The organism is Actinomadura geliboluensis (assembly GCF_005889745.1).
Classification (GTDB): Bacteria; Actinomycetota; Actinomycetes; order Streptosporangiales; family Streptosporangiaceae; genus Spirillospora; species Spirillospora geliboluensis.
On the sequence record NZ_VCKZ01000045.1, the window covers coordinates 1 to 24,527 of the forward strand.

At 75.1% G+C, this 24,527-nt stretch carries 16 protein-coding genes and 1 pseudogene; 5 read left to right on the plus strand and 12 right to left on the minus strand.

Annotation, left to right across the window (positions count from 1 at the left end; all coding sequences use genetic code 11):
• Positions 1 to 380, plus strand: a pseudogene (locus ETD96_RS44520) (hypothetical protein); the annotation flags it as partial.
• Between the two features lie 149 nt (positions 381 to 529).
• Positions 530 to 940, plus strand: a complete 411-nt coding sequence (locus ETD96_RS09305; RefSeq protein WP_205719178.1) for a cold-shock protein — start codon at positions 530 to 532, stop codon at positions 938 to 940.
• A 15-nt stretch (positions 941 to 955) separates the two neighbouring features.
• On the opposite strand, the gene ETD96_RS09310 is transcribed toward ETD96_RS09305, so the two are convergent.
• The 8 genes from ETD96_RS09310 to ETD96_RS09345 form a co-directional block, all read right to left on the minus strand.
• Positions 956 to 2,173: a low temperature requirement protein A gene (locus tag ETD96_RS09310; protein WP_240807418.1), complete on the minus strand. Its 1,218-nt coding sequence runs from the start codon at positions 2,171 to 2,173 to the stop codon at positions 956 to 958.
• Positions 2,170 to 3,915 carry a ferritin-like domain-containing protein gene (locus ETD96_RS09315; RefSeq protein ID WP_138635903.1) on the minus strand — a complete coding sequence of 582 codons (1,746 nt, stop codon included), beginning with the start codon at positions 3,913 to 3,915 and terminating at the stop codon, positions 2,170 to 2,172. The genes ETD96_RS09310 and ETD96_RS09315 overlap by 4 nt, the downstream gene beginning before the upstream one ends.
• Positions 3,912 to 4,121, minus strand: coding sequence for a hypothetical protein (locus tag ETD96_RS09320; RefSeq protein ID WP_138635904.1), 210 nt, complete (start codon positions 4,119 to 4,121; stop codon positions 3,912 to 3,914). Before ETD96_RS09320 ends, ETD96_RS09315 begins: the two co-directional genes overlap by 4 nt.
• A complete protein-coding gene (locus ETD96_RS09325) occupies positions 4,105 to 4,902 on the minus strand; it encodes a class I SAM-dependent methyltransferase (RefSeq protein ID WP_138635905.1) in 798 nt (265 codons plus the stop codon). Before ETD96_RS09325 ends, ETD96_RS09320 begins: the two co-directional genes overlap by 17 nt.
• A 27-nt stretch (positions 4,903 to 4,929) precedes the next feature.
• The gene (locus tag ETD96_RS09330) at positions 4,930 to 5,685 is read right to left on the minus strand and encodes an SDR family oxidoreductase (RefSeq protein WP_138635906.1); all 756 of its coding nucleotides are present in this window, start codon (positions 5,683 to 5,685) and stop codon (positions 4,930 to 4,932) included.
• A 251-nt stretch (positions 5,686 to 5,936) separates the two neighbouring features.
• Positions 5,937 to 6,461 carry a DUF488 domain-containing protein gene (locus tag ETD96_RS09335; RefSeq protein ID WP_205719179.1) on the minus strand — a complete coding sequence of 175 codons (525 nt, stop codon included), beginning with the start codon at positions 6,459 to 6,461 and terminating at the stop codon, positions 5,937 to 5,939.
• Positions 6,462 to 6,578: 117 nt separating this feature from the next.
• Complete coding sequence (locus ETD96_RS09340) at positions 6,579 to 9,029, minus strand: M4 family metallopeptidase (protein WP_138635908.1); 2,451 nt, start codon at positions 9,027 to 9,029, stop codon at positions 6,579 to 6,581.
• A 166-nt stretch (positions 9,030 to 9,195) separates the two neighbouring features.
• A complete protein-coding gene (locus tag ETD96_RS09345; RefSeq protein ID WP_138635909.1) occupies positions 9,196 to 12,012 on the minus strand; it encodes a helix-turn-helix transcriptional regulator in 2,817 nt (938 codons plus the stop codon).
• Between the two features lie 142 nt (positions 12,013 to 12,154).
• On the opposite strand from ETD96_RS09345, the gene ETD96_RS09350 reads away from it, so the two are divergent.
• Positions 12,155 to 14,191, plus strand: coding sequence for a SpoIIE family protein phosphatase (locus tag ETD96_RS09350; RefSeq protein WP_138635910.1), 2,037 nt, complete (start codon positions 12,155 to 12,157; stop codon positions 14,189 to 14,191).
• Between the two features lie 159 nt (positions 14,192 to 14,350).
• The gene (locus ETD96_RS09355) at positions 14,351 to 19,807 is read left to right on the plus strand and encodes an ATP-binding protein (protein ID WP_138635911.1); all 5,457 of its coding nucleotides are present in this window, start codon (positions 14,351 to 14,353) and stop codon (positions 19,805 to 19,807) included.
• Between the two features lie 25 nt (positions 19,808 to 19,832).
• Here the strand turns inward: ETD96_RS09355 and ETD96_RS09360 are convergent, their stop codons facing one another.
• Positions 19,833 to 20,123 (minus strand): hypothetical protein, encoded by a 291-nt coding sequence (locus ETD96_RS09360; protein WP_138635912.1) that lies wholly within the window; start codon positions 20,121 to 20,123, stop codon positions 19,833 to 19,835.
• A 141-nt stretch (positions 20,124 to 20,264) separates the two neighbouring features.
• Here ETD96_RS09360 and ETD96_RS44525 point away from each other — a divergent pair, with 141 nt between their 5' ends.
• The gene (locus tag ETD96_RS44525) at positions 20,265 to 20,420 is read left to right on the plus strand and encodes a hypothetical protein (RefSeq protein ID WP_171068942.1); all 156 of its coding nucleotides are present in this window, start codon (positions 20,265 to 20,267) and stop codon (positions 20,418 to 20,420) included.
• 114 nt (positions 20,421 to 20,534) lie between these two features.
• On the opposite strand, the gene ETD96_RS47515 is transcribed toward ETD96_RS44525, so the two are convergent.
• Genes ETD96_RS47515 through ETD96_RS09375 form a run of 3 tightly spaced genes read right to left on the minus strand, consistent with a single transcriptional unit; the run spans position 20,535 to position 24,393 of the window.
• Positions 20,535 to 22,442 (minus strand): DUF6807 family protein, encoded by a 1,908-nt coding sequence (locus ETD96_RS47515; RefSeq protein WP_138635913.1) that lies wholly within the window; start codon positions 22,440 to 22,442, stop codon positions 20,535 to 20,537.
• Complete coding sequence (locus ETD96_RS09370; protein WP_138635914.1) at positions 22,439 to 23,494, minus strand: mandelate racemase/muconate lactonizing enzyme family protein; 1,056 nt, start codon at positions 23,492 to 23,494, stop codon at positions 22,439 to 22,441. Before ETD96_RS09370 ends, ETD96_RS47515 begins: the two co-directional genes overlap by 4 nt.
• 11 nt (positions 23,495 to 23,505) lie before the next feature.
• Positions 23,506 to 24,393, minus strand: a complete 888-nt coding sequence (locus tag ETD96_RS09375) for an NAD-dependent epimerase/dehydratase family protein (RefSeq protein ID WP_138635915.1) — start codon at positions 24,391 to 24,393, stop codon at positions 23,506 to 23,508.
• Positions 24,394 to 24,527 lie beyond the last annotated feature (134 nt).

Here is a 24,527-nt window from a genome sequence, read left to right on the forward strand (position 1 = left end):
ACTCCCCCGGCGTCGACCTGCGCCCCGTCCCCGGCGGCGGGCTGGTGCTGGAGGCCGCCGACCTGGACGACGCCACCGACCTCGGCACCCCCGCGGCCGACCTCGACCGCCGGGCCGCCGAACTCCTCGACCGCGCCCGCACGCTGATCCCCGCGCTCACCGCCCGCGTGGAGGCGGTCCACCGGTGCGTCCGGCCGCTGCCCGCCGACGGGTACCCGCTCGTCGGCCCGCACCTGCCCGGCCTCTACACCGCCGTCACCCACAGCGGCATGACCCTGGGCCCGCACCTCGCCGACCTGATCGCCGCGGACCTGCGCGGCGGCGAACCCGCCCTCGCCCCCTACCGCCCGGACCGCGCCGCCCCGAAGGCGGCCCGGTAAGCGCGGGATCGCGCGATTTCGCTTCCGCACGCGGCGGGGGGCGCGTTGGATACCCTGGAGGCGAAGGCCGGGACGACGCGGCGCGATGGAGATCCCTCCGCGCATTTCGGTGGACGATGGTGCAGGTGCGTTCGGTGAAGGATGCTGTCGTGGTGCATGTGGGAAAGATCGCGCGGTTCGATGAGGTTCGCGGCTACGGATTCATCACGCCCGACGAGGGCGGTCCCGATGTCTTCGTCCATGTGAATGATCTGAACGACGACAAAACGCTGATCGCCACCGGGACCTCGGTCGAATACGAGCTCATCGACGGCGAGCGGGGGCTGAAGGCGTTCGACGTCAGCGTCATCGGCGACCGCGCGCCCGCGGCCGGCGGCGGGGGGCGGATCGTCCCGTCCGACGACGAGGTCCTCTGCGACGTCCTCACCACGACGGAACTGCGCATCGAGCTGACCGAGCTGATCCTCGACAGCGTGCCCGAGCTGACCGGCGCCCACCTGGTCCGGCTGCGCGAGAGCCTGCTGACCTTCGCCCGCAAGCACGGCTGGAGCGAGGACTGACCCTCCCCTCGCCGGTCAGCGGGACGCGATCGTGACGGCGGTCAGCAGCACGCACAGCACCGCGATCCCGGCGACCACGGCGGCCACGCCGATCTGCGGCGCCGCCAGCGGGAGCAGCAGCACGGCCGCGGCGCACCCCGCCACCGCGCCCGGGTGGGCCAGCGGCGGCGACGCGATCAGCGCGTGCACCAGCCACAGCAGGGCGAGGAACACGCCCACCGGGACGGCGACCGCGTAGCAGATCGCCATCGGCGACGCCGCCACGTGGTGCCCGGTCTGCTCGACCGCGACCTCCAGCCCGGCGCCGAGCGCCGCGAGCGCGGCGAAGATCCCGTAGTGGCCGTAGCCCCACAGGAAGGAGCGGTGCCGCCGGTCGCGCAGCCCCGCGCCCGCCGGGGCGAGGAAGTACAGCCACCACAGGGCGAACAGCACCACCAGGCCGGACACCGCGATCACCAGGAACGGGCTGCTGACCTCCGACTCCGCCAGCGCCCCCGCGACGCCCCGGGTCGCGGCGAGGACGCTCTCCCCCAGCAGGATGATCGTGAAGAGCCCGTAGCGCTCGGCGATGTGGTGCGGATGCCAGGTGGTGGGCGCGGCCCGCTCCGCCCACGCCGGCACGGCCAGCTCCAGCGCGGCCAGCACCAGGAAGACCGGGACGTGCGCGGACGGCGGCAGAGCGCCGGTCTCCGCGGCCGCCTGGCGCACGATCCAGCCCACCTGCAGCGCGATCATGCCGCCCGCGTACCGGAACGCGGTGCGGCGGCCGTCCGGGTCCTCGATCCCGGCCCGCACCCATTGCGTGACGAGCCCGATCCGCATGATGAAGTAGCCGAGCGTGACGCCGCGCCAGTCGTCGTGGTCCGCCGCCGCCGGCACCCCGGCGGCGAGCACCAGCACGCCCGCCATCTGCACCATGGTCAGCAGCCGGTAGGCCACGTCGTCGGTGTCGTAGGACGAGGCGAACCAGGTGAAGTTCATCCACGCCCACCAGATCGCGAAGAAGACCAGGAGGAACGGGACGACCCCGGCCGCCGCGCGCCCCGCCGCGATCTCGTGCGCCAGCTGCGCGGTGACCGCCGCGACCGCGACCACGAACGTCAGGTCGAACAGCAGCTCCAGCGGGCTCGCGGCCCGGTGCGGCTCGTCGATCGGGCGCGCCCGCATCCGCACCCGGATCCGGATCCCGGACTCCGGGTGCGGCGCGGCCGCGTCACGGTGCGGCGGAGTCACGGCGCGTTCTCATCGCGGAAGCCGATCTCCCGGTGGGTGCCGTCGCACAGCGGCTTGTTCTCCGAGTGGCCGCAGCGGCACAGCGTCACTCGGTTGCGGGTCTCCAGCGGCAGGCCGTCCGACCGCATGACCGGCACCCGGCCGGTGACCCACAGCGCGCTCGCCAGGCCGTCCTCCTCGGCGAGGACGGAGACCGCCTGCGGCAGGTCGGCCTCGATCGTCTCGCCGCCGCGCCGCAGGGCGTAGCTGTAGGAGCCGGACGGGCAGTGGTCGATCCGCCCCATGATCTCGGCGCGGACGTCGCTGTCGGCGGTGTCGGCGAGCATCTCGGCGATCGGCCGGGTGCGGCCGATGCAGAACGCGGCGTGGATGCACAGCTCCCCGACCCGCTGCGCCGAGATGCCGACCCCGTCGTGGACGTGCTGCAGCTCCGCGTAGGGGCGGAGGCCGGCGCTCTCGGTCCCGTCGAACCCGGCGAGGGCGTGCGTCCCGTCGCAGAACGGCTTGGACCCCGACCGGCCGCAGCGGCACAGCGCGTACACGTCCTCGGTGGGCAGGTCCTCGCCCGTCTGCCAGGTCAGCGCGGCGCCCTCCGACGAGACGATCTTGCGCTTGCGGCGCAGCGGGATCCCGCCGTACACGATGTACGGGCCGTCGCGGAGCACGACGACGCGCCGCTCCTCCCCTTTGCTCCAGCCGCGCGCCTCCTTCGGCACGTACTCGAAGGTGGGGCCGGCGGTGGTGCCGCCCTCGTCCGGCATGCTCATCAGGGCCTCGGCCTGCGCCTTCAGCGCGTACATGGTGCCGACCGCGACCGGCAGCATCCCCGGACTGCCGTCGAAGGCCAGTTCGAGCAGGTGCAGGATGCCGCAGTAGGTGCGGTTGAACTCCTCCTGGGCGGCGCGGATCTCGCTGCCCGGCGGATGGTCGGCCAGGCGCGGGTTGCGCCGCATCGGCCGGACGCCGCCGAAGTCCACGGCGACCGGTTCGCCGGTCGGCCCCGACTCGGGGGTGTCGCCGCGCCGGTAGCGCCGGCCCGCCTTCAGCTCCTGGAACCGGTAGTAGTGCGCGACCTCGTCCCGCTCGGGGTGGAAGACGTCCCGGTCGCCGTCCCAGACCTCACCGCGCGCGGTGCCCTCGCCCTGCTCGACGATCTCCTCCAGCGCGGCCAGCGCCGAGGTCAGGCCGGTGACCGCGAACAGCCGCCCGGCGCTGTTGCGGAAGTGGGCGGACGTCACCTGGCGGGCCGGGTCGCCGGAGAACACCGCGTCCTCGCCGAGCCGGTCGCACAGCCCGCGCAGCCCCTCCTCGACCGCGTCGTAGAACTGCCCGATCGTCGCGTAGGCGTCGTCCTCCGGCGGCGCACCGGGCGGTGCGGGCCTCTCGATCCGCAGGAACGCCTCGATCGCCTCCGGGCCGAACGGCACCAGGGACAGTTCCAGGGAGCGGTCGCCGTGCGGCAGGGGCCGGGGGTGCGGCGGGAGCATCTCCGGGGCGTCCAGCCGGGGCCGGCCGCCGACCGCGTTGAGCAGGTTCGCCGCGAGCGCCAGGTGGAGCATCTCCTCGGCGAACACGCTCGCCACCACGTGGACGGCCTCGGGGTTGCGCTCCGGGTCGAGCGAGTACAGCGCGCACAGGTACGGCGGCAGCGTCGCGTGCTCCAGCTCGATCGCCCACTGCAGGTGCTCGCGGAGGCTCTCCAGGGTCGCGATCCGTGCGGGACGGGCGGTCGTCCGGCTCATGAGTCGCCTTCCAACTTCTCCACGGCGCCGAGGAGGTTGCGCAGGCCGACCTCGTCGCGCTCGGCGTCGGCCGGGTCGAACAGCCACTCGCCGACGGGGGCGGCGGCCGCCTCCTCGGGGCGGCTCGACTCGACCAGGGTCAGCTCCTCCTCGATCTCGATCTCCAGTTCGACCTCGAAACTCTTGTCCTCATTCGCTGAGGTCACGTGTCCTCCTTGGGGGCCGCGCCGCACGGGGCCGGGCGACGGCGTGAACGAGCTGCATGGAGAGCCGCCCGGAGGCGAGCAGGCGGGAGAAGCGCTCGCCCTGGTGGGCGGCCAGCGCGTACGCCCGCTCCTCGCGGTGCCGGGCGGCGACGAGCGCGGCGACCTCCGCGGCGCTGCGCGACCAGGCCAGCGGCGCGTACCCGGGCCGCTCGATCTGCTCGACGAGGTCGAACCCGGCCCCGTCGAGCAGTCCGGCGAGCTCCGGCTGGGTGGGGAAGTGGTTGCCGTCCGGGACCGCGCCGAGCACCGGGCCGTGGGCGACCGTCACCAGCAGCCCCAGCGACGCGCCGGGGGCCAGCACCCGGTGGATCTCGCCGAGCAGCGCGGCCTTGTCCTGGACGGTGCACAGGACGCCCAGGCACCAGGCGGCGTCGGCGGACCCGGTCCGCAGCGGGATCCGCGCCGCGTCGGCGGTCACGACCGGCAGCCCGAACAGCCGGGCCGCCGCGCGGCACGCGGCCGGCATCCGCTCCAGCAGCACCGGCCGGACGCCGAACCGCTCGGCCGCCCAGGCCGCCGGGCCGCCCGCGCCGGCGCCGACGTCCAGCAGCGTCGTCCCGGGCGCCAGCTCGCACGCCTCGGCGAGCCAGGCCAGCGCCGCCGGGTTCGCGCTGCCGCGGCAGGCGGCCGGGATCGCGTACCGGTCCCCGAGCAGCTCGACCGCCTCGGCCGTCCATTCCGCCACGTCATCGAACTCGGCGACCATCGCCGCTGCGGTCATGGCACTCCCCCGATCGTCCGGCGGTGCCTACTTCGCCACCGCGTCGCGGCCGGGCCAGTCGGCGTAGCGGATCGAGCCGAGGACGGCGTCGCCGAGCGGGACCAGGCTCCGCTCCTCGACCTCGGCCCCGAAGTAGTGCGCGTGCGGGTCGGCGACGACCTCGCGCGGGTCGTTCCAGTAGGCCAGCGCGTCGCGGATGAACTCGTCCATCCGGAACCGCTCCGGCCCGGCGATCTCGATCCGGCCGTTCAGCGGGGCGCCCATCGCGACCTCGGCGACCCGCGCGGCGACGTCGTCGCCGGCCATGGGCTGGTACTGCACGGGCGCGATCCGCACGGTGCCGCCGTCGGTGGCGTCGTCGGCGATGCCCCGGGTGAACTCGAAGAACTGCGTGGCGTGCACGATCGAGTACGGGATCGGCGACTTGCGGATCAGGTCCTCCTGGGCCTGCTTCGCGCGGAAGTAGCCGCGGGACGGCTCCCGCTCGGTGCCCACGATCGACAGCCCGACATGGTGGCCGACGCCCGCGCCCTCCTCGGCGGCCAGCAGGTTGCCGGTCGAGGTCTCGAAGAACTCCAGCACGGCCTTGTCCTCGAACGACGGCGAGTTCGCCACGTCGACCACCACCGACGCCCCCGCCAGCACGTCCGCGAGGCCCTCGCCGGTCAGCGTGTTCACCCCGGTGTTGGGCGCCGCCGCGACCGCCTCGTGCCCCCGCGCGCTCAGCCTCTCCACGACCTTCGACCCGATCAGGCCGGTGCCTCCGATGACCACGATCTTCATGTTCGATCCCCTCCAGTTCGCCGGGCGGCGGCGGTCGCCGCCCGGCCGCCATCTAGGACAAGGCGGACCCCCCACCCGTGACAGTTCCCGCGAACTTTTTTCCGATGCGGGAGGTCCCGTCCCGTATGACCCGCTGGTCATGCGACCGGCGGGCCGACACCGACAACTGTCATCGCCGCCTCCGGCAGGGGCACCAGGGTGGGACACTGGCCGCCTCACGGGGGTCCCGGGCGCGCGGGGCCCGGGGCCGGTCATTCCCCGTCGTAGACGAGCCGGCCGTCCTCCCGCAGGCGCGCGCCCGACGTGGGCGGATGCTCGGTGAGGCGGCCGTCGTGGGCCAGGTGCAGGACGGGGCGGCCGCGCGCCAGGACGGCGAAGTCGGCGATGAGCCGGCGGTGGCAGCGCCACCACACCGACTCGCTGCACATGACGGCCGTGCGGGCCTGCCCGGCCTCGCGCAGCAACTCGTCCATCGCGTCCAGGAACTCGGGGCTGCGGGTGTGCCGGGCGTACCCGCGGAAGGAGTCGTTGCGCCAGAACCTGTCGGGGCTGTCGGGCGCGGCGCGGCGGAAGCCGCCGAGGCGCTTGTCCCAGCGGTAGCCGACGCCCTCGGCGGGCAGCCATTCCGCGAGGGCGTCGCGCTGCACGTCGGGGTTGCGGCGGCTGCCGGGCGCGGTGCGGACGTCCACGACGGACCGCACCCCGGCGCCGCGCAGCAGGGGCGCCAGCTCCGCGCGCCCCGCCGTGCCGTGGCCGAACGTCAGCAGCGGTTCCACGCCCTCAGGCTGCCCGATGCGGCCGGCGGGACACCCCCGCCGGCCGCATCGGGGCGTCCGGGCCGCTCTCGATCGCCGCCGGCCCCCGGATGAGGGCCGGCGGCGGGAACGCGTCGGTCAGCTCGCGTTCACGGCCACGTCGTCGATGACGAAGCTCGTGTACAGGGCGGCGTCCTCCGTGCCGGAGAACGAGAGCGTGACGGTCCGGCCCGCGTAGGCGGACACGTCGATGCTCTTCTGGACGTACCCCGAGTTGGCGTCGAGGTTGGAGTAGGCGGCGACCGTGGTGCCGCCGACCTTTACCGTGAGGTTGTCATAGGCCGTGACGCCGGTGGTCTCCGCGGTGTCGATGTGCACGTAGTACGTCAGCGTCGCCTTGCACCCGGCCGGGATCGTCACCGACTGCGCCGCCGAGTCGGTGTGGGTGCGGCCGTAGCCGTCGAGCCAGGCGTAGTGCGTGCCGGAGTGGGCGGTCTCACCGTCGCTGTTGGACGACACGACGCCCGTGGTGGTGGTCCAGGGCGACGTCCCGCTCTCGAACCCGCCGTTGGACACCTTGTCGCCCGGCGCGGAGCAGCCACCGCCGGGCGGGTTGACCGTCCAGGTGAAGGACGCGGTGCCGGTGAGGCCCGAGGTGTTCTTCGCCGTGACCGTGACGGTGCTGGAGCCCGCCGTGGTCGGGGTCCCGGAGATCACGCCGCTGGAGGCATTGATCGACAGCCCGGCCGGCAGCCCGGTCGCGCTGTAGCTCAGCGTCTCGCCGTTCGGGTCGCTGGCCTGCACGGCGAGGTTGACGGCCGTGCCGACCGTGCCGGTCTGGTTCCCGGGGTTGGTGACCTTCGGGTTGGCGCCCTGGCCGGGGCACTCGCCGGGCACGGGGTCGGAGCCGGTGACGCTGACCGCCGCCCAGGCGGCCATCACGGTGTTGTACTCGGTGCAGTGCGTGCCGTACAGGTCGGCCGCGGCCTTCAGCGAGTCGACGCGGGCGTCGGCGTAGTTCTCGTTGCTGTTGGCGTAGGACGCGAGGGCCTTGAACCAGATCTTGGCGGCCTTGTCGTTGCCGATCCCGGTGACGGTGGAGTTGTTGCACGTCGGGCTGTTGCCGTAGCCGTGGTCGCCGCTGCCCACGGCGGTCAGGAAGAACCAGTGGTTCAGCGGGCCCATGGAGTAGTGCGGGTCGAGCCCGCCGTTGCCGCTGTCCCAGCAGTTCGGCGACTGGCCGTCCAGCGCCGGGTTGTACATGTAGCGCAGCGGGTCGCCGTTGCCGAAGATGTCGATCAGCTCGCCCATGGTGTAGTCGGGCTTGTCCACGGGGTTGTCGGCGTAGAACTCCACCATCGTCCCGAAGATGTCGCTGGTGCCCTCGTTCATCCCGCCGGTCTCGCCGTTCTCGCCCCAGCCGACGATGGCGCCGCTCACGCCGTGGCTCATCTCGTGCCCGGCGACGTCGATCTCGACCAGCGGCCTGGCGTTGCCCTCACCGTCGCCGTAGGTCATCTGGGAGCCGTCCCAGAACGCGTTGACGTAGGCGTTGCCGTAGTGGGTGCGGGACGGGACGCCGCTGCCGTCGCCGAAGATGCCGTTCCGGTCGTGGACGTTCTTGAAGTAGTCGTAGGTCATGGCGGCGCCGTAGTGCGCGTCCACTCCGGCCGACGACGGGTCGCTGTTGCTGCCGTTGCCGAACTCGCCGGTGGAGTTGCTGAAGACGGTGCCGGTCCCGGACGTGGCGTGGTTCAGGTTGGTGGTGTACCCGTTGCCGTGGGAGGGGTCCCGCATCGTCCAGGTGCTGCCGGACTGTGTCAGGTCGAGGTTGACGGTGCCGACGTAGATGCCGTGGCCCGTGCCCTGGGTCAGGGCTGTGGCCGGGGTGGTGGCGGCCGGGGCGGTCCGGACGCCGGACGGCACGAACGTGGAGACCTCGTCGTCGCTCTGGACGACGCCGCCCTTCTGGGCGTCCACCAGCACGTGCAGCTTGCTGGGCGTGCGGTCGGCGCGGACGCCGGTCACGACGGTCTGCCAGACCAGCGCCGCGGACCGGCCCTCCATCTTGATGGCCAGCTTCGGCTTCGAGACCGCCGAGACCGTGCCCTTGAGCTGCGTGCGGGCGATCCCGGCGGCGGCCGAGGCGCGCACCTTGGGCGTCGTCCGGATCGCGCCGGCGGTGTCGGACGCCGTCTCCAGCGCGCCGTAGGAGCCGTCCGGCCTGAGGTGCACGACGAGGTCCCCGCCGTAGACGGGGAGCCCGCGGTAGGTGCGGTCGAACCGGACGTCGGCCGACCCGTCGCGGTCGACGACGACCGACCGGGCGGTGAACTCGTGCCCGCCGGCGCGGTGCGCGCGGCCGGGGTGCGCCGCGATGGCCTTCCGCGCCCTGGCGATGGCGCGCTTGCGGACGGACGGGGACGGGTTGAGCGTGAAGGGCGCGTCCGCGAACGCGGACGGCCCGGCGGGCTGGTGCGGACGGGGCGGGGCCTGCGGGGTGGCCGCGGCCGGCGAGGCCACGGCGACGCCGGTCAGGGCGACCAGCGCCGCCGCCGACGCGGCGATCGCGATTGTCCGTTGGGACATGGGATGGACGTCCTTTCACCACTGAAGGGAGCCCGTGGTGACGGGGGGTTGACAAGCGCGAGTGTGAGCAGCTTCGTCCGCATTAGTAAGCCTGGCGAAGAATGCATAGGGATATCCCTATGTGCGGGAGCCGGCGGGCCCGCGGCCGGGGATCAGCGGCCGGGGATCAGCGGCCGGATACGGTGAGCCGCGCGACGTCGACCCGGGAGCGGACGCCGAGCTTGCGGAACGTCCGGGTGAGCGCGGCCTCGACCGTCTTGATGCTGAGGAACAGCCGGGCGGCGATCTCCCGGTTCGTGGCCCCCTCCGCCACCAGGACCGCCACCCTGCGCTCGACGTCGGTGAGCACGCCGAGCGGGTCGTCGCCCGACGCCCGCCGGACCGGCCCGGCGGCGGCGAGCCGCTGCAGCTCGGCCTGGGTGCGGGCCAGCCAGGGCCGCGCCTCGGCCTTGGCGAAGACGCCGCGCGCCCGCAGCAGCGCCGCGCGGCCGCGCTCCGGGTCGTCCCGCCGGGCGCGCAGCACGCCCAGCTCCAGCCACGCGCGGCCCTCCTCCAGCCGGTAGGGCAGGGCCTGGAGCAGCTCCGCCGCGTGCTCCAGCCCCTCCTCGGCCGCGCCGAGATCGCCCTGGGCCGCGCGGACGAGCGCCGCGGAACGCTCCAGCACGGCGAGCACGCCGCGCCGTCCCAGCCGGGCGGCCCGCGCCCGCGTCCCGGCGACCAGCTCGGCCGCCTCCCCGGCGCGGCCGGCGGCCACGAGGGCGTCGGCGAGGTCGGCGTGCCAGCGCCGCATCGCGGGGTCGCCGAGCCCCTGCCCGGTCTCCAGCGCGCGGACCTGGTCCAGCACCCGCACCGCCGCGCCCGCGTCGCCGAGCTGCAGCCGGACCAGCCCCTCCGCGTGCAGGGCGCGCGGCAGGAACAGCTGGTCGCCGTCGTCGGCGCTGTGCTGCACCGCCTGCTCCGCCGCCGACAGCGCCCGGCCGAGGTCGCCGCCCGCGGCCTCCGCCAGCGCCAGCGCGTACCAGGACGGCCCCTGGCTCAGCCCGGAGTCCTCGGCGAGGTCCAAGCTCTGCCCGGCCAGGCGGAGCGCCCGGCGGCAGCGCCCCTGGTAGATCTCCACCTGCGTCATGCAGTACAGGCACAGGCACAGGCTCTCCACCACGCCGCGCTGGCGGACGCTGTACATCAGCGCCCGTAACTCCGCGCGAGCCTCGCTGACCCGGTCGTGCATCAGATGGTGGCGGTGCTTGACGTAGACGGGCCCGTTGTGGTGCCACATCACCTGCGGGTCCTGCGGCTCCGCCAGCGCCCTGCGGAGCGTCCGCTCGGCGTCCGGGTGCCCGAGGAACAGCTCGATGCTCGCCTGCTTGGACAGCGCGAACAGCTCCGTCCCGCGGTCCCCCGCCAGGGCGGCCAGCTCGGCCGACCGGCGGGCGTGCACGTGCGCGGCCGTCGCCGAGCCCCGCACCAGCCACGCCCGCCAGCTCAGCCGGTAGTGCAGCGGCGCGAGCAGCAGCGGCTCGCCGCGCGCGTCCTCCATCGCCTTGGGGAAGACCTCCTCCACCTCGGCGAGCGCCTGCCCGGAGGAGTCCAGCACCACGATCCACGCCCGGACCCGCTCGTCCGGCCGGGCCGTCGTCTCCAGGACGCGCCGGGCCAGCCGCCGGGCCAGCGGGTAGTCGCCCGCGGCGACCGCGTCCTCGGCGGCGCCGAGCCGCCGGCCGACCGCGGCGTCCCGCGCCGACTCGGGGGTGCGGTCGGCGGCCAGCTCGCCGAGATGCGCGGCCGTGGACAGCCCGCCGCGGCGGCGCGCCACCGCCGCGGCCTCCGCCAGCGTCGCCGCGATGCGCCGGTCCCGGCCGGACGTCAGCCGGGCCAGGTGCAGGGCGCGCTCCACCGGGTCGTGCACCGCCTGGGACAGCGCCCGGTGCGCCGCCTTCCGCTCGACGGGCTCAGCCTCGGCGTAGATCGCGGCGGACAGCAGCGGATGGGTGAAGCGGATCTGCCCGGCCTCGTCCACCGCCACGATGCCGCGCCGCTCGGCCTCCGCGAGGTCGCCGCGGCCCGTCCGGCGCAGCAGCTCCACCGACGGGCGGCTCGCCGCGCTCGCCACCAGCAGCGCCTCCCGGACGGCCGGGGACAGCGCCGCCAGCCGCTTGCGGATCAGCACCGACAGGCTCTGCGGGATGGGCGGGTCGGCGGCGCTCGGATGCTCCAGCACGCTGCGCGCCAGCTCCACCGCGAAGAACGGGTTGCCGCCACTGACCTCGTGGATCCGGGCGAGCTGCGCGCGCGGCCAGGACCGGCCGAACCGGCCGCCGAGCAGCACCGCCAGCTCCGCCGCCGACATCGGCGGCACCCGGACCGCCAGCACCGGCGCCGGGCACAGGCCCGCCGCGTCCCGCCACCGGCCGCCCGCCCCCGGCTCGCCGGGCGCGGGCTCCGGCCGGACCGAGGCCGCCATCCGCAGCGGCGGCGCGAGTCGGGCCGCCCGCCGCGCCACGAACGCCAGCAGCTCCCCGGTCGGGCGGTCCAGCCACTGCGCGTCGTCGACCAGCACCAGCCCCGGCCGCTCGGAGCACAGCAGCCGGAAGGCGTGCAGCACCCCGAGCCGCAGGCACAGCAGGTCGCGCTCCCCCGTCGGGACGTCCTGGAGCAGCAGCACCGAGCGCAGGACCCGGCGCTCGGGAGGCGGCAGCCGGTCGATGACCTCGTCCACCACCTGCGCGATCAGGTCGTTCAGGCCGAGGAAGGGCAGCTGGTGCTCGGCCTCGGCCGGGCAGCAGGAGAACACCCGGTGGCCGGCCGCGGCGTGCTCGGCCGCCAGCGTCGCGAACAGGGTGGACTTCCCGATCCCGACCGGGCCCTCCAGCAGGACGCCGCCGCCGGCGGCGAGGTGCGCGCGGACGCCGCCGAGCACGTTCTCCCTGCCGAGCGCCGGAGCGGCGCGGACGCCGGCCCCACCCGTGCTGACCCCATCTGTCATGCGCGCGGCCTCCGGACGCCTGGGCTCGGCGTATGAACCCGCCGCGGACGGTAAACCTCTCCGCAACCGCAGTCAAGATCCCCATATTCGCCCGGTTCCCGGGGTACGGCGATCACGAGGACGGCCGGCCGACGGGGGGACGATGGACGACGCCGGGACGGAACGGCACCGCAAGCTCACGCTGGAGGTATTCGACCTCGCGCCGGTGGGCGTGGCCGTGACGACCGGTCCCGACCACCGCCTCGTCTACACCAACATCGCCTACCGGGCGAGCTTCGGGGCGCGCCCGATCGGGCGGCCGATCCGCGAGGCGTTCGGCGAGCTCCTCGAACAGGACTACTTCGAACTGTTCGACCGGGTGCTCGCCACCGGGGAGCCCGTCGACGTCGCGGACGCGCCGGTGACCCTGCACTTCGGCTCCGGCCGCGAGCGGCGGTTCTTCTCCTTCAGCCTCTCCCGGTTCGAGGACGGCGAGCCCGGCGTCCTCGCCGTCGCCGCGGACGTCACCGAGCAGGTGACCACGGCCCGGCGCGCGCGGCAGATGGCCGAGACGCGGCGCCGGCTGCTGCACCGGTTCCAGAGCCTGATCCGGGTGAGCGCCGAGATCGTCTGGGTCTCCGGGCCGCACGGCGGGATCATCGAGCCGAGCCCCGGCTGGGAGCGGGTGACGGGGCAGGACTGGGAGGAGTTCCGCGGCGAGGGCTGGCTGCGGGCGCTGCACCCCGACGACCGCCTGCCGACGCTGCGCTCCTGGCACGCGGCGCTGCGCGAGGCGACCCCCTGGCGGCACGTCTACCGGCTGCGGACCGTGGACGGCGAGTACCGGCACTTCGAGGTGCACGCCGCGCCGGTGTACGAGGGCGGCGCCGTCGTGGAGTGGGTGGGCACCTGCGCCGACGTCGAGCAGCGCTGGCAGCGGCAGCGCCGCCAGGAGCTGCTCGGCCGCGCCGCCGTCGCGACCGCCGAGCACGCCGACCTGCACGACATGCTCGGCGCGCTGGCGGACGTCCTCGTCCCGGCGCTCGCCGACGGCTGCGGCGTGCACCTGCTGCCCGAGTTCGCCGAGCGGCCGGCGAGCGCCCCCGTCCTGTCCCGGCGCATCGCCACCGCCGCCCGGGACGGGCTGCCCAGGCGGCTCCCGGCCGGGGAGGAGTGGTTCGCGGCCGACAGCGGGTTCGTCCAGGCGATCCGGCGGCGCCGCCCGGTCCGCCGCAGCTTCCCGCCCGGGGAGCCGCCGGAGGACCTGCTGCCCGCGAGCACCGTGTCGTGGCTCACCGACGCCAAGGCCCACAGCGTGGTGGTGCTGCCGGTGGTCGTGGACGGCGCGGTCGCGGCCGTGGTGACCGCGTCCGCCTGCGGCGACCGCCCCCCGATGGGCGCGGACGACGTCGCGCTGATGGGGCAGATGTTCGACCACGCGCACGACGCGCTGAGCAGCGCCATGCTGTTCCAGCGCACGCAGCGGGTCGCCCTCGCCCTCCAGCACGGCCTCCTCGCGCAGCCGCCCGAGGTCCCCGGCCTGGACATCGTCGCCAGGTACCGGGCGAGCCCCGCCGCCGCCGAGGTGGGCGGCGACTGGTACGACTCGTTCGTGCTCCGCGACGGCGCCACCGCCCTCGTCATCGGCGACGTGGCCGGGCACGACCTCGGCGCCGCCGTCGCGATGAGCCAGCTCCGCAACATGCTGCGGGGGCTCGCGGTCGACCGCGAGGAGCCCCCGGGCGACATCCTGCGCCGGCTGAACATCGCGATGGCCACGCTCGCGCCCGAGGGCACCGCCACCTGCGTGCTGGCCCGGATCGAGAAGTCGCCCGCGGGCGGCCTGCAGCTCAACTACGCGGTCGCCGGCCACCCGCCGCCGCTCCTGGTCACCGCCGGCGGCGACGCCCGGCTGCTGGAGGACGCCGCCAACCCGCTGCTTGGCCTGCTCGTCGACCAGCCCTGCATCAGCGCCGTCGTGCCGCTGCCGCCCCGCTCCACCTTCTTCCTCTACACCGACGGCCTCATCGAGCACCCCGACGAGCACCTCGACCAGGGCCTCGGCCGGCTCCGCCGGCGGGCCGCCGAGCTCTGCGAGGCCCCCCTGCCCGCCTTCTGCGACGGCATCCTCACCGGCCTCCCGACCACCGGCACCGACGACATCGCCGTCATCGCCGCCCGCGTTCCGGGCTCTCCGTAAGGCGGCGTCCGGGCCCCGGCTTTGCACGATTCCCACAACTCCAGCCGCTCAGCGTGCGATGTCTGCGACATGGCGCTACGGGCCGGTAGGCGGAAAGGTGGCACCGTCGGGGGCGCCGTCGCGCGGCGTGCGCAGTGGTCTACAGGAGGGCTCGGTCGGGTGTTCAGTCGTGTCGCCATCGTCAACCGCGGAGAGGCCGCCATGCGGCTCATCCACGCCGTCCGGGGCCTCGCCGCCGAGACCGGGGCAAGGATCGAGACGGTCGCCCTGCACACCGACGTCGACCGCGCCGCCACGTTCGTCCGCGAGGCCGACCTCGCCCACGACCTCGGGCCCGCGGCCGCGCGGCCGTACCTGAACCTGGAGGTGCTGGAGCGGGCCCTGGTGGAGACCGGCGCCGACGCCGCGTGGGTCGGCTGGGGCTTCGTCGCGGAGGACCCGGCGTTCGCGGAGCTGTGCGAGCGGATCGGCGTCACCTTCGTCGGCCCGAGCGCCGAGGCGATGCGCCGGCTCGGCGACAAGATCGGCGCGAAGCTGATCGCCGAGGAGGTCGGCGTGCCGGTCGCGCCGTGGAGCCGCGGCGCCGTCGCGACGCTGGACGCGGCGCGCGAGGCCGCGGCCGGGATCGGCTACCCGCTGATGCTGAAGGCGACCGCGGGCGGCGGCGGGCGCGGCATCCGCGTCATCAACGACGAGGCGGAGCTGGCCGACGCCTACGAGCGCACCAGCCAGGAGGCCGCGCGCGCGTTCGGCAGCGGCGTGGTGTTCCTGGAGCGGCTGGTCACCGGCGCCCGGCACGTCGAGGTCCAGGTGATCGCCGACGGCGAGACCGCGTGGGCGCTCGGCGTCCGCGACTGCTCGGTGCAGCGCCGCAACCAGAAGGTCATCGAGGAGTCGGCGTCGCCGGTGCTGCGCGCCGAGCAGGCCGCGGAGCTGAAGGCGTCCGCCGAGCGGCTCGCCGTCGCGGTCGGCTACCGGGGCGCGGCGACCGTGGAGTTCCTCTACCACCCCGGCGACGAGCTGTTCGCGTTCCTGGAGGTCAACACCCGGCTCCAGGTCGAGCACCCGATCACCGAGGCCGTCACCGGGTTCGACCTGGTGCGGGCGCAGCTGCACGTCGCCGCCGGGGGCCGGCTGGAGGGCGCGCCGCCGGCGGAGCGCGGGCACGCCGTCGAGGCCCGGCTGAACGCCGAGGACCCCGACCGCGACTTCGCCCCCGCGCCCGGCCGCATCGCGCGGCTCGACCTGCCCGCCGGGCCCGGCGTCCGGGTGGACACCGGCGTCCGGGAGGGCGACACCATCCCCGCCGACTTCGACTCGATGATCGCCAAGATCATCGCCTACGGCCGGGACCGCGACGAGGCGCTCGGCCGGCTGCGCCGGGCGATGGCGCAGACCACCGTGATCATCGAGGGCGGCGCGACGAACAAGAGCTTCGTGCTCGACCTGCTCGACCGGCCCGAGGTCGTCGGCGCGAGCGCCGACACCGGCTGGATCGACCGGGTGCGCGCCGAGGGCGACCTCGTCAGCGGCCGGCACTCCGCGGTCGCGCTCGCCGCCGCCGCCATCGAGGCGTACGAGGAGGACGAGCGCGCCGCGCGGAGCCGGCTGCTGTCCACCGCGTCCGGCGGGCGCCCGCAGGTGCGGCACGAGAGCGGCCGGCCGCTCGACCTCAAGCTGCGCGGCGCCGGCTACCGGGTGCGGGTCGCGCGGGTCGGCGCGGACCGGTTCCGCGTCGCCGTCGAGGCCGGCGACGACGTCCGCACCGCCGACGTCGAACTCGACCGCTTCGACCGGCACACCGCGCAGATCACCGTCAACGGCACCCGGTACCGGCTGCTCACCGGGACGCACGGCCCCGTCCACCTCGTCGAGGTGGACGGCGTGACGCACCGGGTCAGCCGGGACGAGGGCGGCGTCGTCCGCTCCCCCGCGCCCGCGCTGGTCGTCGCGACCCCGCTGGAGCCCGGCGCCGAGGTCGAGGCGGGCGCGCCCGTCCTGGTGCTGGAGAGCATGAAGATGGAGACGGTGCTGCGGGCGCCGTTCAAGGCGCGGCTGAAGGAATGCGTCGTGTCGGTCGGCAGCCAGGTGGAGACCGGCGCGCCGCTGCTGCGGCTGGAGCCGCTCGCCGACGCCGCCGAGGCCGGGGAGGCCGCGGCCACCGCGTCCGCCGAACTGGACCTGCCCGCCGCGCCCGCCGCGGTCCCGGCCCGCGAGCGCGCCGCCCGCGGCCGGGAGGACCTGCGCAGCCTGCTGCTCGGCTTCGACGTCGACCCGCATGACGAGCGCCGCGCCCTCGCCGACTACCTCGCCGCGCGCCAGGCCGCCGCCGCGGACGGCCACCGGCCGCTGGCCGAGGAGATCGCGCTGCTGGACGTGTTCGCCGACCTCGCCGAGCTGACCCGCGACCGGCCCGCCGGCGGGGACGGCGCGGACGGGCACGTGCACAGCGCCCGCGAGTACTTCCACACCTACCTGCAGAGCCTCGACGTGGAGCGGGCCGGGCTGCCGGCGGCGTTCCAGGAGCGGCTCGCCAAGGCGCTCGGCCACTACGGCGTCACCGACCTGGACCGCACCCCCGAGCTCGAGGCGGCGGTGTTCCGGATCTTCCTGTCCCGGCAGCGGGCGTCCGCGGACGCCGCGGTCGTCAGCGCGCTGCTACGCGCCTGGCTGCGCGAGCCGCCGCCGGTGGAGGCGCTGCGCGAGCCCGCCGGCCTCGCGCTGCAGCGGCTGATCACCGCCGCGCAGGTGCGGTTCCCGGTGGTCTACGACCTCGCGTGCGGCGTCGTGTTCGCCTGGTACGCCCAGCCGATGCTGCGCCGCGACCGCGCCCGCGTCTACGCCGACGTCCGCCGGCACCTGCGCCACCTGGACGCCCGCCCGGACGCGCCGGACCGCGCCGACCGCATCGCCGAGATGGTGCGCAGCACCGAGCCGCTGGTGCGGCTGCTCGGCCGCCGGCTCCGCCGCGGCGACCGCGACAACACGGTCATGCTGGAGGTGCTGACCCGGCGCTACTACGGCAACAAGGGCCTGACCGGCGTCCGCACCGCCGAGGCCGGGGGCTGCGCGTTCGTCGTCGCCGAGCGGGCGGGCTCGTGCCTGGTCTCCGCGGCGGTGAGCTTCGACGCCCTCGGCGGCGCGCTGGCCGGCCTCGCCGGCCTCGCGGCCGGCGAGGACGCCGTCGACGCCGACATCTACCTCTCCTGGGAGAACCAGCCGGAGGACTTCGACGCGATGGCGGCCGCGCTGGGCGACGTCCTCGCCGCGCATCCGCTGCCGGACCGCGTCCGCCGCATCACCGCCACCGTCGCGGGCAGCAGCGGCGCGGTCATGCACCACCACTTCACCTTCCGCCCGTCCGGTACCGGGATGGCCGAGGAGCGGCTGATCCGCGGCCTGCACCCGCACATCGCGCAGCGGATGCGGATGGAGCGGCTGAGCGGGTTCGACCTCACCCGGCTCCCGTCCTCCGACGAGGAGGTCTACCTGTTCCAGTGCGTGGCGCGGGAGAACCCCTCCGACGACCGGCTGGTGGCGTTCGCGCAGGTGCGGGACCTGTCCGGGCTGCGCGACCACGACGGCCGGCTGCTGTCGCTGCCGACCGCCGAGTTCATCATCGCCACCTGCCTCGACTCGATCCGGCGCGCGCAGGAGCGGCGCCCGTCCAAGAAGCGGCTGCCCACCAACCGGATCGTGATCTACGTCTGGCCGCCGAGCGACCTCACCCGCGCCGAGCTGGAGATGCTCGTCGACCGGATGCTGCCGACCGCCGCCGGCGCCGGGCTGGAGGAGATCGAGATCATCGGGCGGCGCCGCGACCCGGAGACCGGCGAGCTGCTCAAGCGGACCGTCCGGATCGCGTTCGACGCCGCCGGCGGCACGACCCTGACCGTGGGCGAGCCGTCCGACGACCCGGTCGTGCCGGTCGACGGCTACCGGCAGAAGGTGCTGCGCGCCCGCAGCCGCAACACCGTGTACCCGTACGAGCTGACCGGGATGCTCGGCGACTTCGCCGAGCACGACCTCGACGACGCGCACGCGCTGGTGCCGGTCGACCGGCCGGCGGGCCGCAACACCGCCGCGATCGTCGCGGGCGTCGTCACCACCCCGACCCCCCGCCACCCGGAGGGCGTCACCCGGGTGGTGCTGCTCGGCGACCCGACGAAGGCGCTCGGCGCCCTGTCGGAGCCGGAGTGCCGCCGCGTGATCGCCGCGCTCGACCTGGCCGAGCGGATGCGGGTGCCGGTGGAGTGGTACGCGCTGTCGGCCGGCGCCCGGATCTCCATGGAGTCGGGCACCGAGAACATGGACTGGGTGGCGGCGGCGCTGAAGCGGATCGTCGAGTTCACCCAGGACGGCGGCGAGATCAACGTCGTCGTCGCGGGCATCAACGTCGGCGCGCAGCCGTACTGGAACGCCGAGGCGACGATGCTCATGCACACCAAGGGCGTCCTCGTGATGACGCCGGAGTCGGCGATGGTGCTGACCGGCAAGCAGGCGCTCGACTTCTCCGGCGGCGTCTCGGCCGAGGACAACTTCGGCATCGGCGGCTACGACCGGGTGATGGGGCCGAACGGGCAGGCGCAGTACTGGGCGCCGAACCTGGTCGCCGCGCGGGACGTGCTGATGGCGCACTACGACCACACCTATGTCGTCCCCGGCGAGGACGCGCCGCGCCGCGCCGCCACCACCGACCCCGCCGACCGCGACGTCTCCGACTTCCCGCACATCGTGGAGGGCAGCGACTTCACCACCGTCGGCGAGATCTTCTCCGCCGCGGCCAACCCGGACCGCAAGAAGCCGTTCGACATCCGGACCGTGATGCGGGCGCTGTCCGACCAGGACCACCCGGTCCTGGAGCGGTGGGCGGGCATGGCCGACGCCGACACCGCCGTCGTGCAGGACGTCCACCTCGGCGGCATCCCGGTGTGCCTGCTCGGCATCGAGTCGCACGCGGTGCCGCGGCGCGGGTTCCCGCCGACCGACGGCCCCGACTCCTACACCGCGGGCACGCTGTTCCCGCAGTCGTCGAAGAAGGCCGCGCGGGCGATCAACGCGGCCAGCGGCAACCGGCCGCTGGTGGTGCTGGCGAACCTGTCGGGCTTCGACGGCTCGCCGGAGTCGCTGCGCAAGCTCCAGCTGGAGTACGGCGCGGAGATCGGCCGCGCGATCGTGAACTTCCGCGGCCCGATCGTGTTCTGCGTGATCTCCCGCTACCACGGGGGCGCGTTCGTGGTGTTCTCCAAGGCGCTGAACCCGAACATGACCGTCCTCGCGCTGGAGGGCTCGTTCGCGTCGGTGCTCGGCGGCGCGCCCGCCGCCGCGGCGGTGTTCTCCCGCGACGTGGACGCCCGCACCGCCGCCGACCCGCGCGTCCGGGAGCTGGAGCCGCGCGTCGCCGCCGCGACCGGCGCCGACCGCGCGGCGCTGATCGCGGAGCTGGACGAGCTGCGCGCGTCGGTCCGGGCGGAGAAGCTCGGCGAGGTCGCCGCGGAGTTCGACCGCGTCCACGACATCCGCCGCGCGGTCGAGGTCGGCTCCGTCGACGCGGTCATCCCGGCCGCCGAGCTGCGTCCGCGCATCATCGAGGCCATCGAGTCCCGGCTGGGCTGACGGCGCGCGCCCTCGTCCTCCCCGCTCAGGTCGCGGGGAGGACGAGGGCGCCGTCGTGGCGGCGGGGCGGGCGCCAGGGGTTGCCGTCGCGGAGCGCCGGCGGGAGCAGGCGCGGCGCGCAGCTCTCGTAGGTGACGGGCCGCAGGAAGCGGCCGAGCGCGACCGCGTCCGGCGGGGCCGGAGCGGAGTCGAAGGCCAGGTGGCCCGTACGGTCGCGGGCCAGGGCTGCCAGGCGGGCGGCGAGATCGGTCTCGTGCGGCTCGCTGTACAGGGCGATCGTGGGCGCACTCTGGACGGCGGCGAGCGCGTCGGCCATCGCCTCCAGCAGGGCGGCGCGCCCGCGCGGCCCGGCCTCGTCGAGGACGGGCAGCAGGTCGGCGGCGCGGCGGCAGGCCGCGCCCGCCTCCTGCGGGTGGCCGCGGCGTGCTCCGCGCGGAGGCGGCCCGAGCGCACGTCGATGCTCCGGACCGGCATCGGGGATCTCCAGGTCAGGTCGGCGGGGGTGCGGGCGGCGGGCGGCAGCAGCGGACCGGCCTCCGCCAGCAGCGGCCGGGCGGCCTCGATCGCCCCGGCGGCCGTGAAGTGGGTGTCGTCGGCGCTGCCGCGCGGGTAGTTGGCGGCGTTGACGACCGTGACGTCCAGCAGCGCCGTGAGCGCCTGCCGCCCGCCTGCGGCGCCTGCCCCGACGGGTAGTCCGCGGCGGTGGAGTCTCCGGCGATGAACACCCTCACCGGGCCGTCCCCTCGGCGGCGAGGTCGCGGGCCTGGCCGGGGGTGAGCCGCCCGTCGGCGACCACCACGGTCACCGCGCGGTCGAGCCGGTCGGGGACGGTCAGCGGGGCGTCCCAGGCCAGGGCCGGGCCGACGCCGGGGTATTCGGCGACCCTCACGAACCAGGGGTCGAGCCCCGTGGTCTGGACGAACACCAGGCTCCACGCGTCCGAGGTCAGTGCCAGCCAGGGGGTGACGCTGCCGTGCACGGCCTCCTCCCCCGACGCCTCACCGGTGAAGACGGCGATGCCGGCGGAGTCCTTGGGTGCGCGCCAGAAGAACCCACCATAGCCGGCGCCCGTCCGGCCCTTGCAGGCTGAGCTTTGCAGGACGAGCGGCTTCCCCGTCCGGCCGGTCAGGCTGAACGCGACGTCCAGCGCCCACGCGCCCGAGACGGGGCGGGCGGTGAGGGTGCGCTCCTCGGCGGCCAGGACGGTGCCGTCCGGGCCGACCCAGTCGAGGCTCTCGGCGTAGCCGCCGTCGACGGGCCGGAGCGTGCGGCGCCGCTGCCGCCCGTGGTTGGGCAGCATCCGCGGGCCTTCGCCTGGCACGTAGGTGGAGCCGCCCCAGAAGTTGGCCCCGTCGACGTCGGAGACCGCGATGCCCGCCCCGAAGTGGTGGACATGGTCGTCCGGCCGGGTCTCGGTGACGACCGTCCCGCCGAGGGTGCGGACGGGGTGCAGATGGGGCCGGGGCGCGTCGGTGACCTGCAGGTCGCCGCGCTGGACGTAGTCGGCGACGTCCTTCCCGTCCACCCGCAGCCGCGGGCGCGGCCACGGCGCCTCGACCGCGCCGAGGCTGCCGGGGAAGCCCAGCTCGGACAGGGTGGCGAGGTCCTCGGCCGCGCGCACGGCGAGGGCCTCGATGCCGGGCAGGACCAGCCGGGACGGCTCGCGGCGGACGAACCGCGCGTCGACCGGCCGCGGGTCGGGGGCGCGCCGGATCTCGTCGAGCAGCCGGGTGAAGCCGCCGGTGCGCGCGAGCGGGACGAGCAGCTCGGCGCCGCCGCGGATGTGCGCGATGAGGTTGCCGAGCAGGTCCGTGCGACCGTATCCGGTGCGGACCCCGCCGGACTCGATCTCGTCGAGGGTGTAGAAGAAGCGCGCCGACCGGTGCTCGCCGTGCAGATGCAGGTAGGGCTCGGTGCGCCCGCCGGAGCACAGCGAGACGGTGATCGCGATGACGGTGCCGTCGGCGAGCCGCAGCCGGGCGCTGGAGGTGTCGTCGGACTCGATGGCGTTGGCGCGGTGCAGCTCCAGCTCGATCCCGGCGACGGAGCCGACCGTGTCGGCCCCGGCGACGGCGAGGGCGGACGCGGCGGCGTGGGCGAAGGGGTTGGTGAGCGCGCCGTCCATGACGTCGACGCCGTCGAGCCGGCGGCGGCCCGCCCACGGCGACCGGGTGTAGTAGCCGAACGGCCGCGTCCACGCCCCGGCCACCCCGATCGCGCGGACCGGCTCGCCGAGCGCGTCCCGCGCCGCCGGGACCGCCGCCGAGCCGAGCGACTGGAACCCGACCTGGCAGCCGAGCCCCGTCTCGGCCACCGCGGCGGAGATCGCCTCGAACTCCGCGACCGAGGGGGCGGGCGGCTTCTCCAGCAGCACGTGCGCTCCGGCGCGGAGCGCGGCCACCGCCAGCGGGGCGTGGGTGTGGATCGGGGTGGCGATCACCGCCGCCTCCGCCCCGGTCTCCCGGATCAGCGCCGGAAGGTCGGCCGAGACGGGCACGCCGAGGCCGGACGGCGGCCGGACGTCGCACACCCCGGCCAGCTCGGCCCGGCCCGCGGCGGCCAGCCGCCGGACGTTCTCCAGGTGGTGGCGGCCGTAGCCGTTGACCCCGGCCACGACGACCCGCACCGGCCTCATCGCGCCGCCTCCGCCGTCCACCGCGTGGGCGCGCCCGTCGCGCGCAGCTCGCTGCCGGTGATCTCCACCGGGGACGGGTCGGCGAGCAGCCCCAGGTCGGTGAGTGTGGCGTCCTCCGGCAGCTCCACCATCGCGGGGTGGTGCAGCGCGAGCGCCAGCTGCCCGGACAGCTCGGTGAGCAGGTGCGGGTAGACCGGCACGTCGAAGACGCGGGCGAGGTCGGCGATCCGCAGGAACGGGGTGATGCCGCCGACCCGGACCGCGTTCGGCTGGACGACGTCGCAGGCACCGGCGGTCAGCAGGTCGCGGAAGCCGTGCGCGGTCGCGATGTTCTCGCCCACCGCGATCGGCGTGCCCACACTGCGGCGCAGCTCCACATGGGCGGCGAGGTCGTCGGCGGGCAGCGGCTCCTCGACCCAGAACAGGTCGAACCGCTCCAGCGCGCGCAGCGCCGTCCTGGCCCGGTGCAGGTCCCAGCGCTGGTTCGCGTCGATCATCAGCGCGGTGTCCGGGCCGATGACCTCGCGGACGGCGGCGACCCGCGCGACGTCGTCGGCGAGCGCGGGCAGCCCGACCTTGACCTTGACGGCGGGGTGCCCGGCGGCGGCCCACCGGGCGGCCTGCGCGGTCAGCTCGTCCAGCGGGTAGTGGCGGTTGATGCCGCTGCCGTACACCGGGACGCTCTCGCGGCGCGGCCCGAGGACGTCCGCGAGGGAGCGGTCCCCGCACTCCAGGTCCCACAGCGCGAGGTCGACCCCGGCGAGGGCGATGGGGACGATCCCCGACCGCCCCGCCTCGCCGAGGCGGGCCGACAGCCGGTCCCACACGAGGCCCGGATGCGGCGGGAGCCCGATCACCGCGTCGCGGACGTCGTGCTCCAGCAGCGCCTTGACCGCGTGCGCCCCGATCTGCGGGGTCCAGGAGATCCCGGTCCCCGAGCGGCCGTCGTCCAGCGTGAGCGTGACGAAGAGGACGTGGTTGCTCGGGACGTCCGCGCCCCAGGGCCGGGCCAGCGGCACCGTCCGCAGCTCGACGGCCAGATCCTTGATCATGCCGGTCCCTCTCAGACGAGTTCGGTGCGCCAGCTGCGCTTGGCGGACCAGCCGAGCAGCCGCTCGGCCTTGGCGGCGGAGAAGGCCGGGGACGTGCCGGTGAGCGCGCCCGCGGCCTCCTTGGTCTCCGGGTGGAGGCGGGGCAGCAGCTCGGCGAGCGGTTCGCGGGCGAGCGCGTCGCCGGCGCCGGCGAAGAACACCTCGCCGTTGCGCTCCAGGTGGGGCAGCCGGTCGAGGAGGGCGCCGATGAACTCGCCGGCGTCGCGGGCGTCGAGGTAGTTGAACAGCGAGACGCCGCCGATCTCGGGCCGGTCGAGCCGCTCGCGCAGGGTGTGCCCGGACTGGGTCGGCGCGCCCTCCCACTCCTCCGGCGCGATGACGAAGCAGGGGCGGAACGCGGCCATCCGCGTGCCGGTGCCGGAGCGCGCGAACGTCCGCATGGTCTGCTCGGCGACGAGCTTGGACAGGCTGTAGGCGTTCCAGGGCCGCGCCGGGTGCTCCTCGTCGAGCGGCAGGTAGTCGGGGGTCCAGCCGCCGGGCGCGCCGTAGCCGATCACGGTCGGGCTGCTCGCGACGGCGAGCCGCGCCACGCCGAGCGCCACCGACGCCGCGCAGACGTTGAACGCGAGCTGGGTGTTGACGCGGAACGTGGTGGCGTCGGTCCGGCCGAAGGGGACGGCGATCGCGGCGAGGTGGACGACCGCGTCCGGCCGGAACCGGGCGACCACCGAGTGGGCCTCGCCGAGGTCGGTGAGATCGGCCGGTAGTGTCCCGGCGGCGTCCAGGGGCGTGCCGGGGGCGGTGTCGACGCCGATCACCTCGTGGCCGGCCGCCGCCAGCGTGGTGACGACGCTGCGGCCCAGTCGGCCCGCGCTTCCGGTGACGAGCACTCTGCTCACCGCATGGACTCCTTCGGAGGGTCTGCAACCAGTTGCAGTAACGATCGCGCCAACACCGCCGGGCCGTCAAGCGCCCATCGTGCGACCAGCGCAAACGACACTATTGATCATCGCCTCCTTGCAAACGGTTGCGT

Coding starts and splice junctions, on each gene's coding strand:
- ETD96_RS09340 (WP_138635908.1), bottom strand. CDS start 9,029: ATGTCCCAACGGACAATCGCGATCGCCGCGTCGGCGGCGGCGCTGGTC.
- ETD96_RS09330 (WP_138635906.1), bottom strand. CDS start 5,685: ATGAAGATCGTGGTCATCGGAGGCACCGGCCTGATCGGGTCGAAGGTC.
- ETD96_RS47515 (WP_138635913.1), bottom strand. CDS start 22,442: ATGAGGCCGGTGCGGGTCGTCGTGGCCGGGGTCAACGGCTACGGCCGC.
- ETD96_RS09370 (WP_138635914.1), bottom strand. CDS start 23,494: ATGATCAAGGATCTGGCCGTCGAGCTGCGGACGGTGCCGCTGGCCCGG.
- ETD96_RS09325 (WP_138635905.1), bottom strand. CDS start 4,902: ATGACCGCAGCGGCGATGGTCGCCGAGTTCGATGACGTGGCGGAATGG.
- ETD96_RS09350 (WP_138635910.1), top strand. CDS start 12,155: ATGGACGACGCCGGGACGGAACGGCACCGCAAGCTCACGCTGGAGGTA.
- ETD96_RS44525 (WP_171068942.1), top strand. CDS start 20,265: ATGCTCCGGACCGGCATCGGGGATCTCCAGGTCAGGTCGGCGGGGGTG.
- ETD96_RS09345 (WP_138635909.1), bottom strand. CDS start 12,012: ATGACAGATGGGGTCAGCACGGGTGGGGCCGGCGTCCGCGCCGCTCCG.
- ETD96_RS09315 (WP_138635903.1), bottom strand. CDS start 3,915: ATGAGCCGGACGACCGCCCGTCCCGCACGGATCGCGACCCTGGAGAGC.
- ETD96_RS09360 (WP_138635912.1), bottom strand. CDS start 20,123: ATGGCCGACGCGCTCGCCGCCGTCCAGAGTGCGCCCACGATCGCCCTG.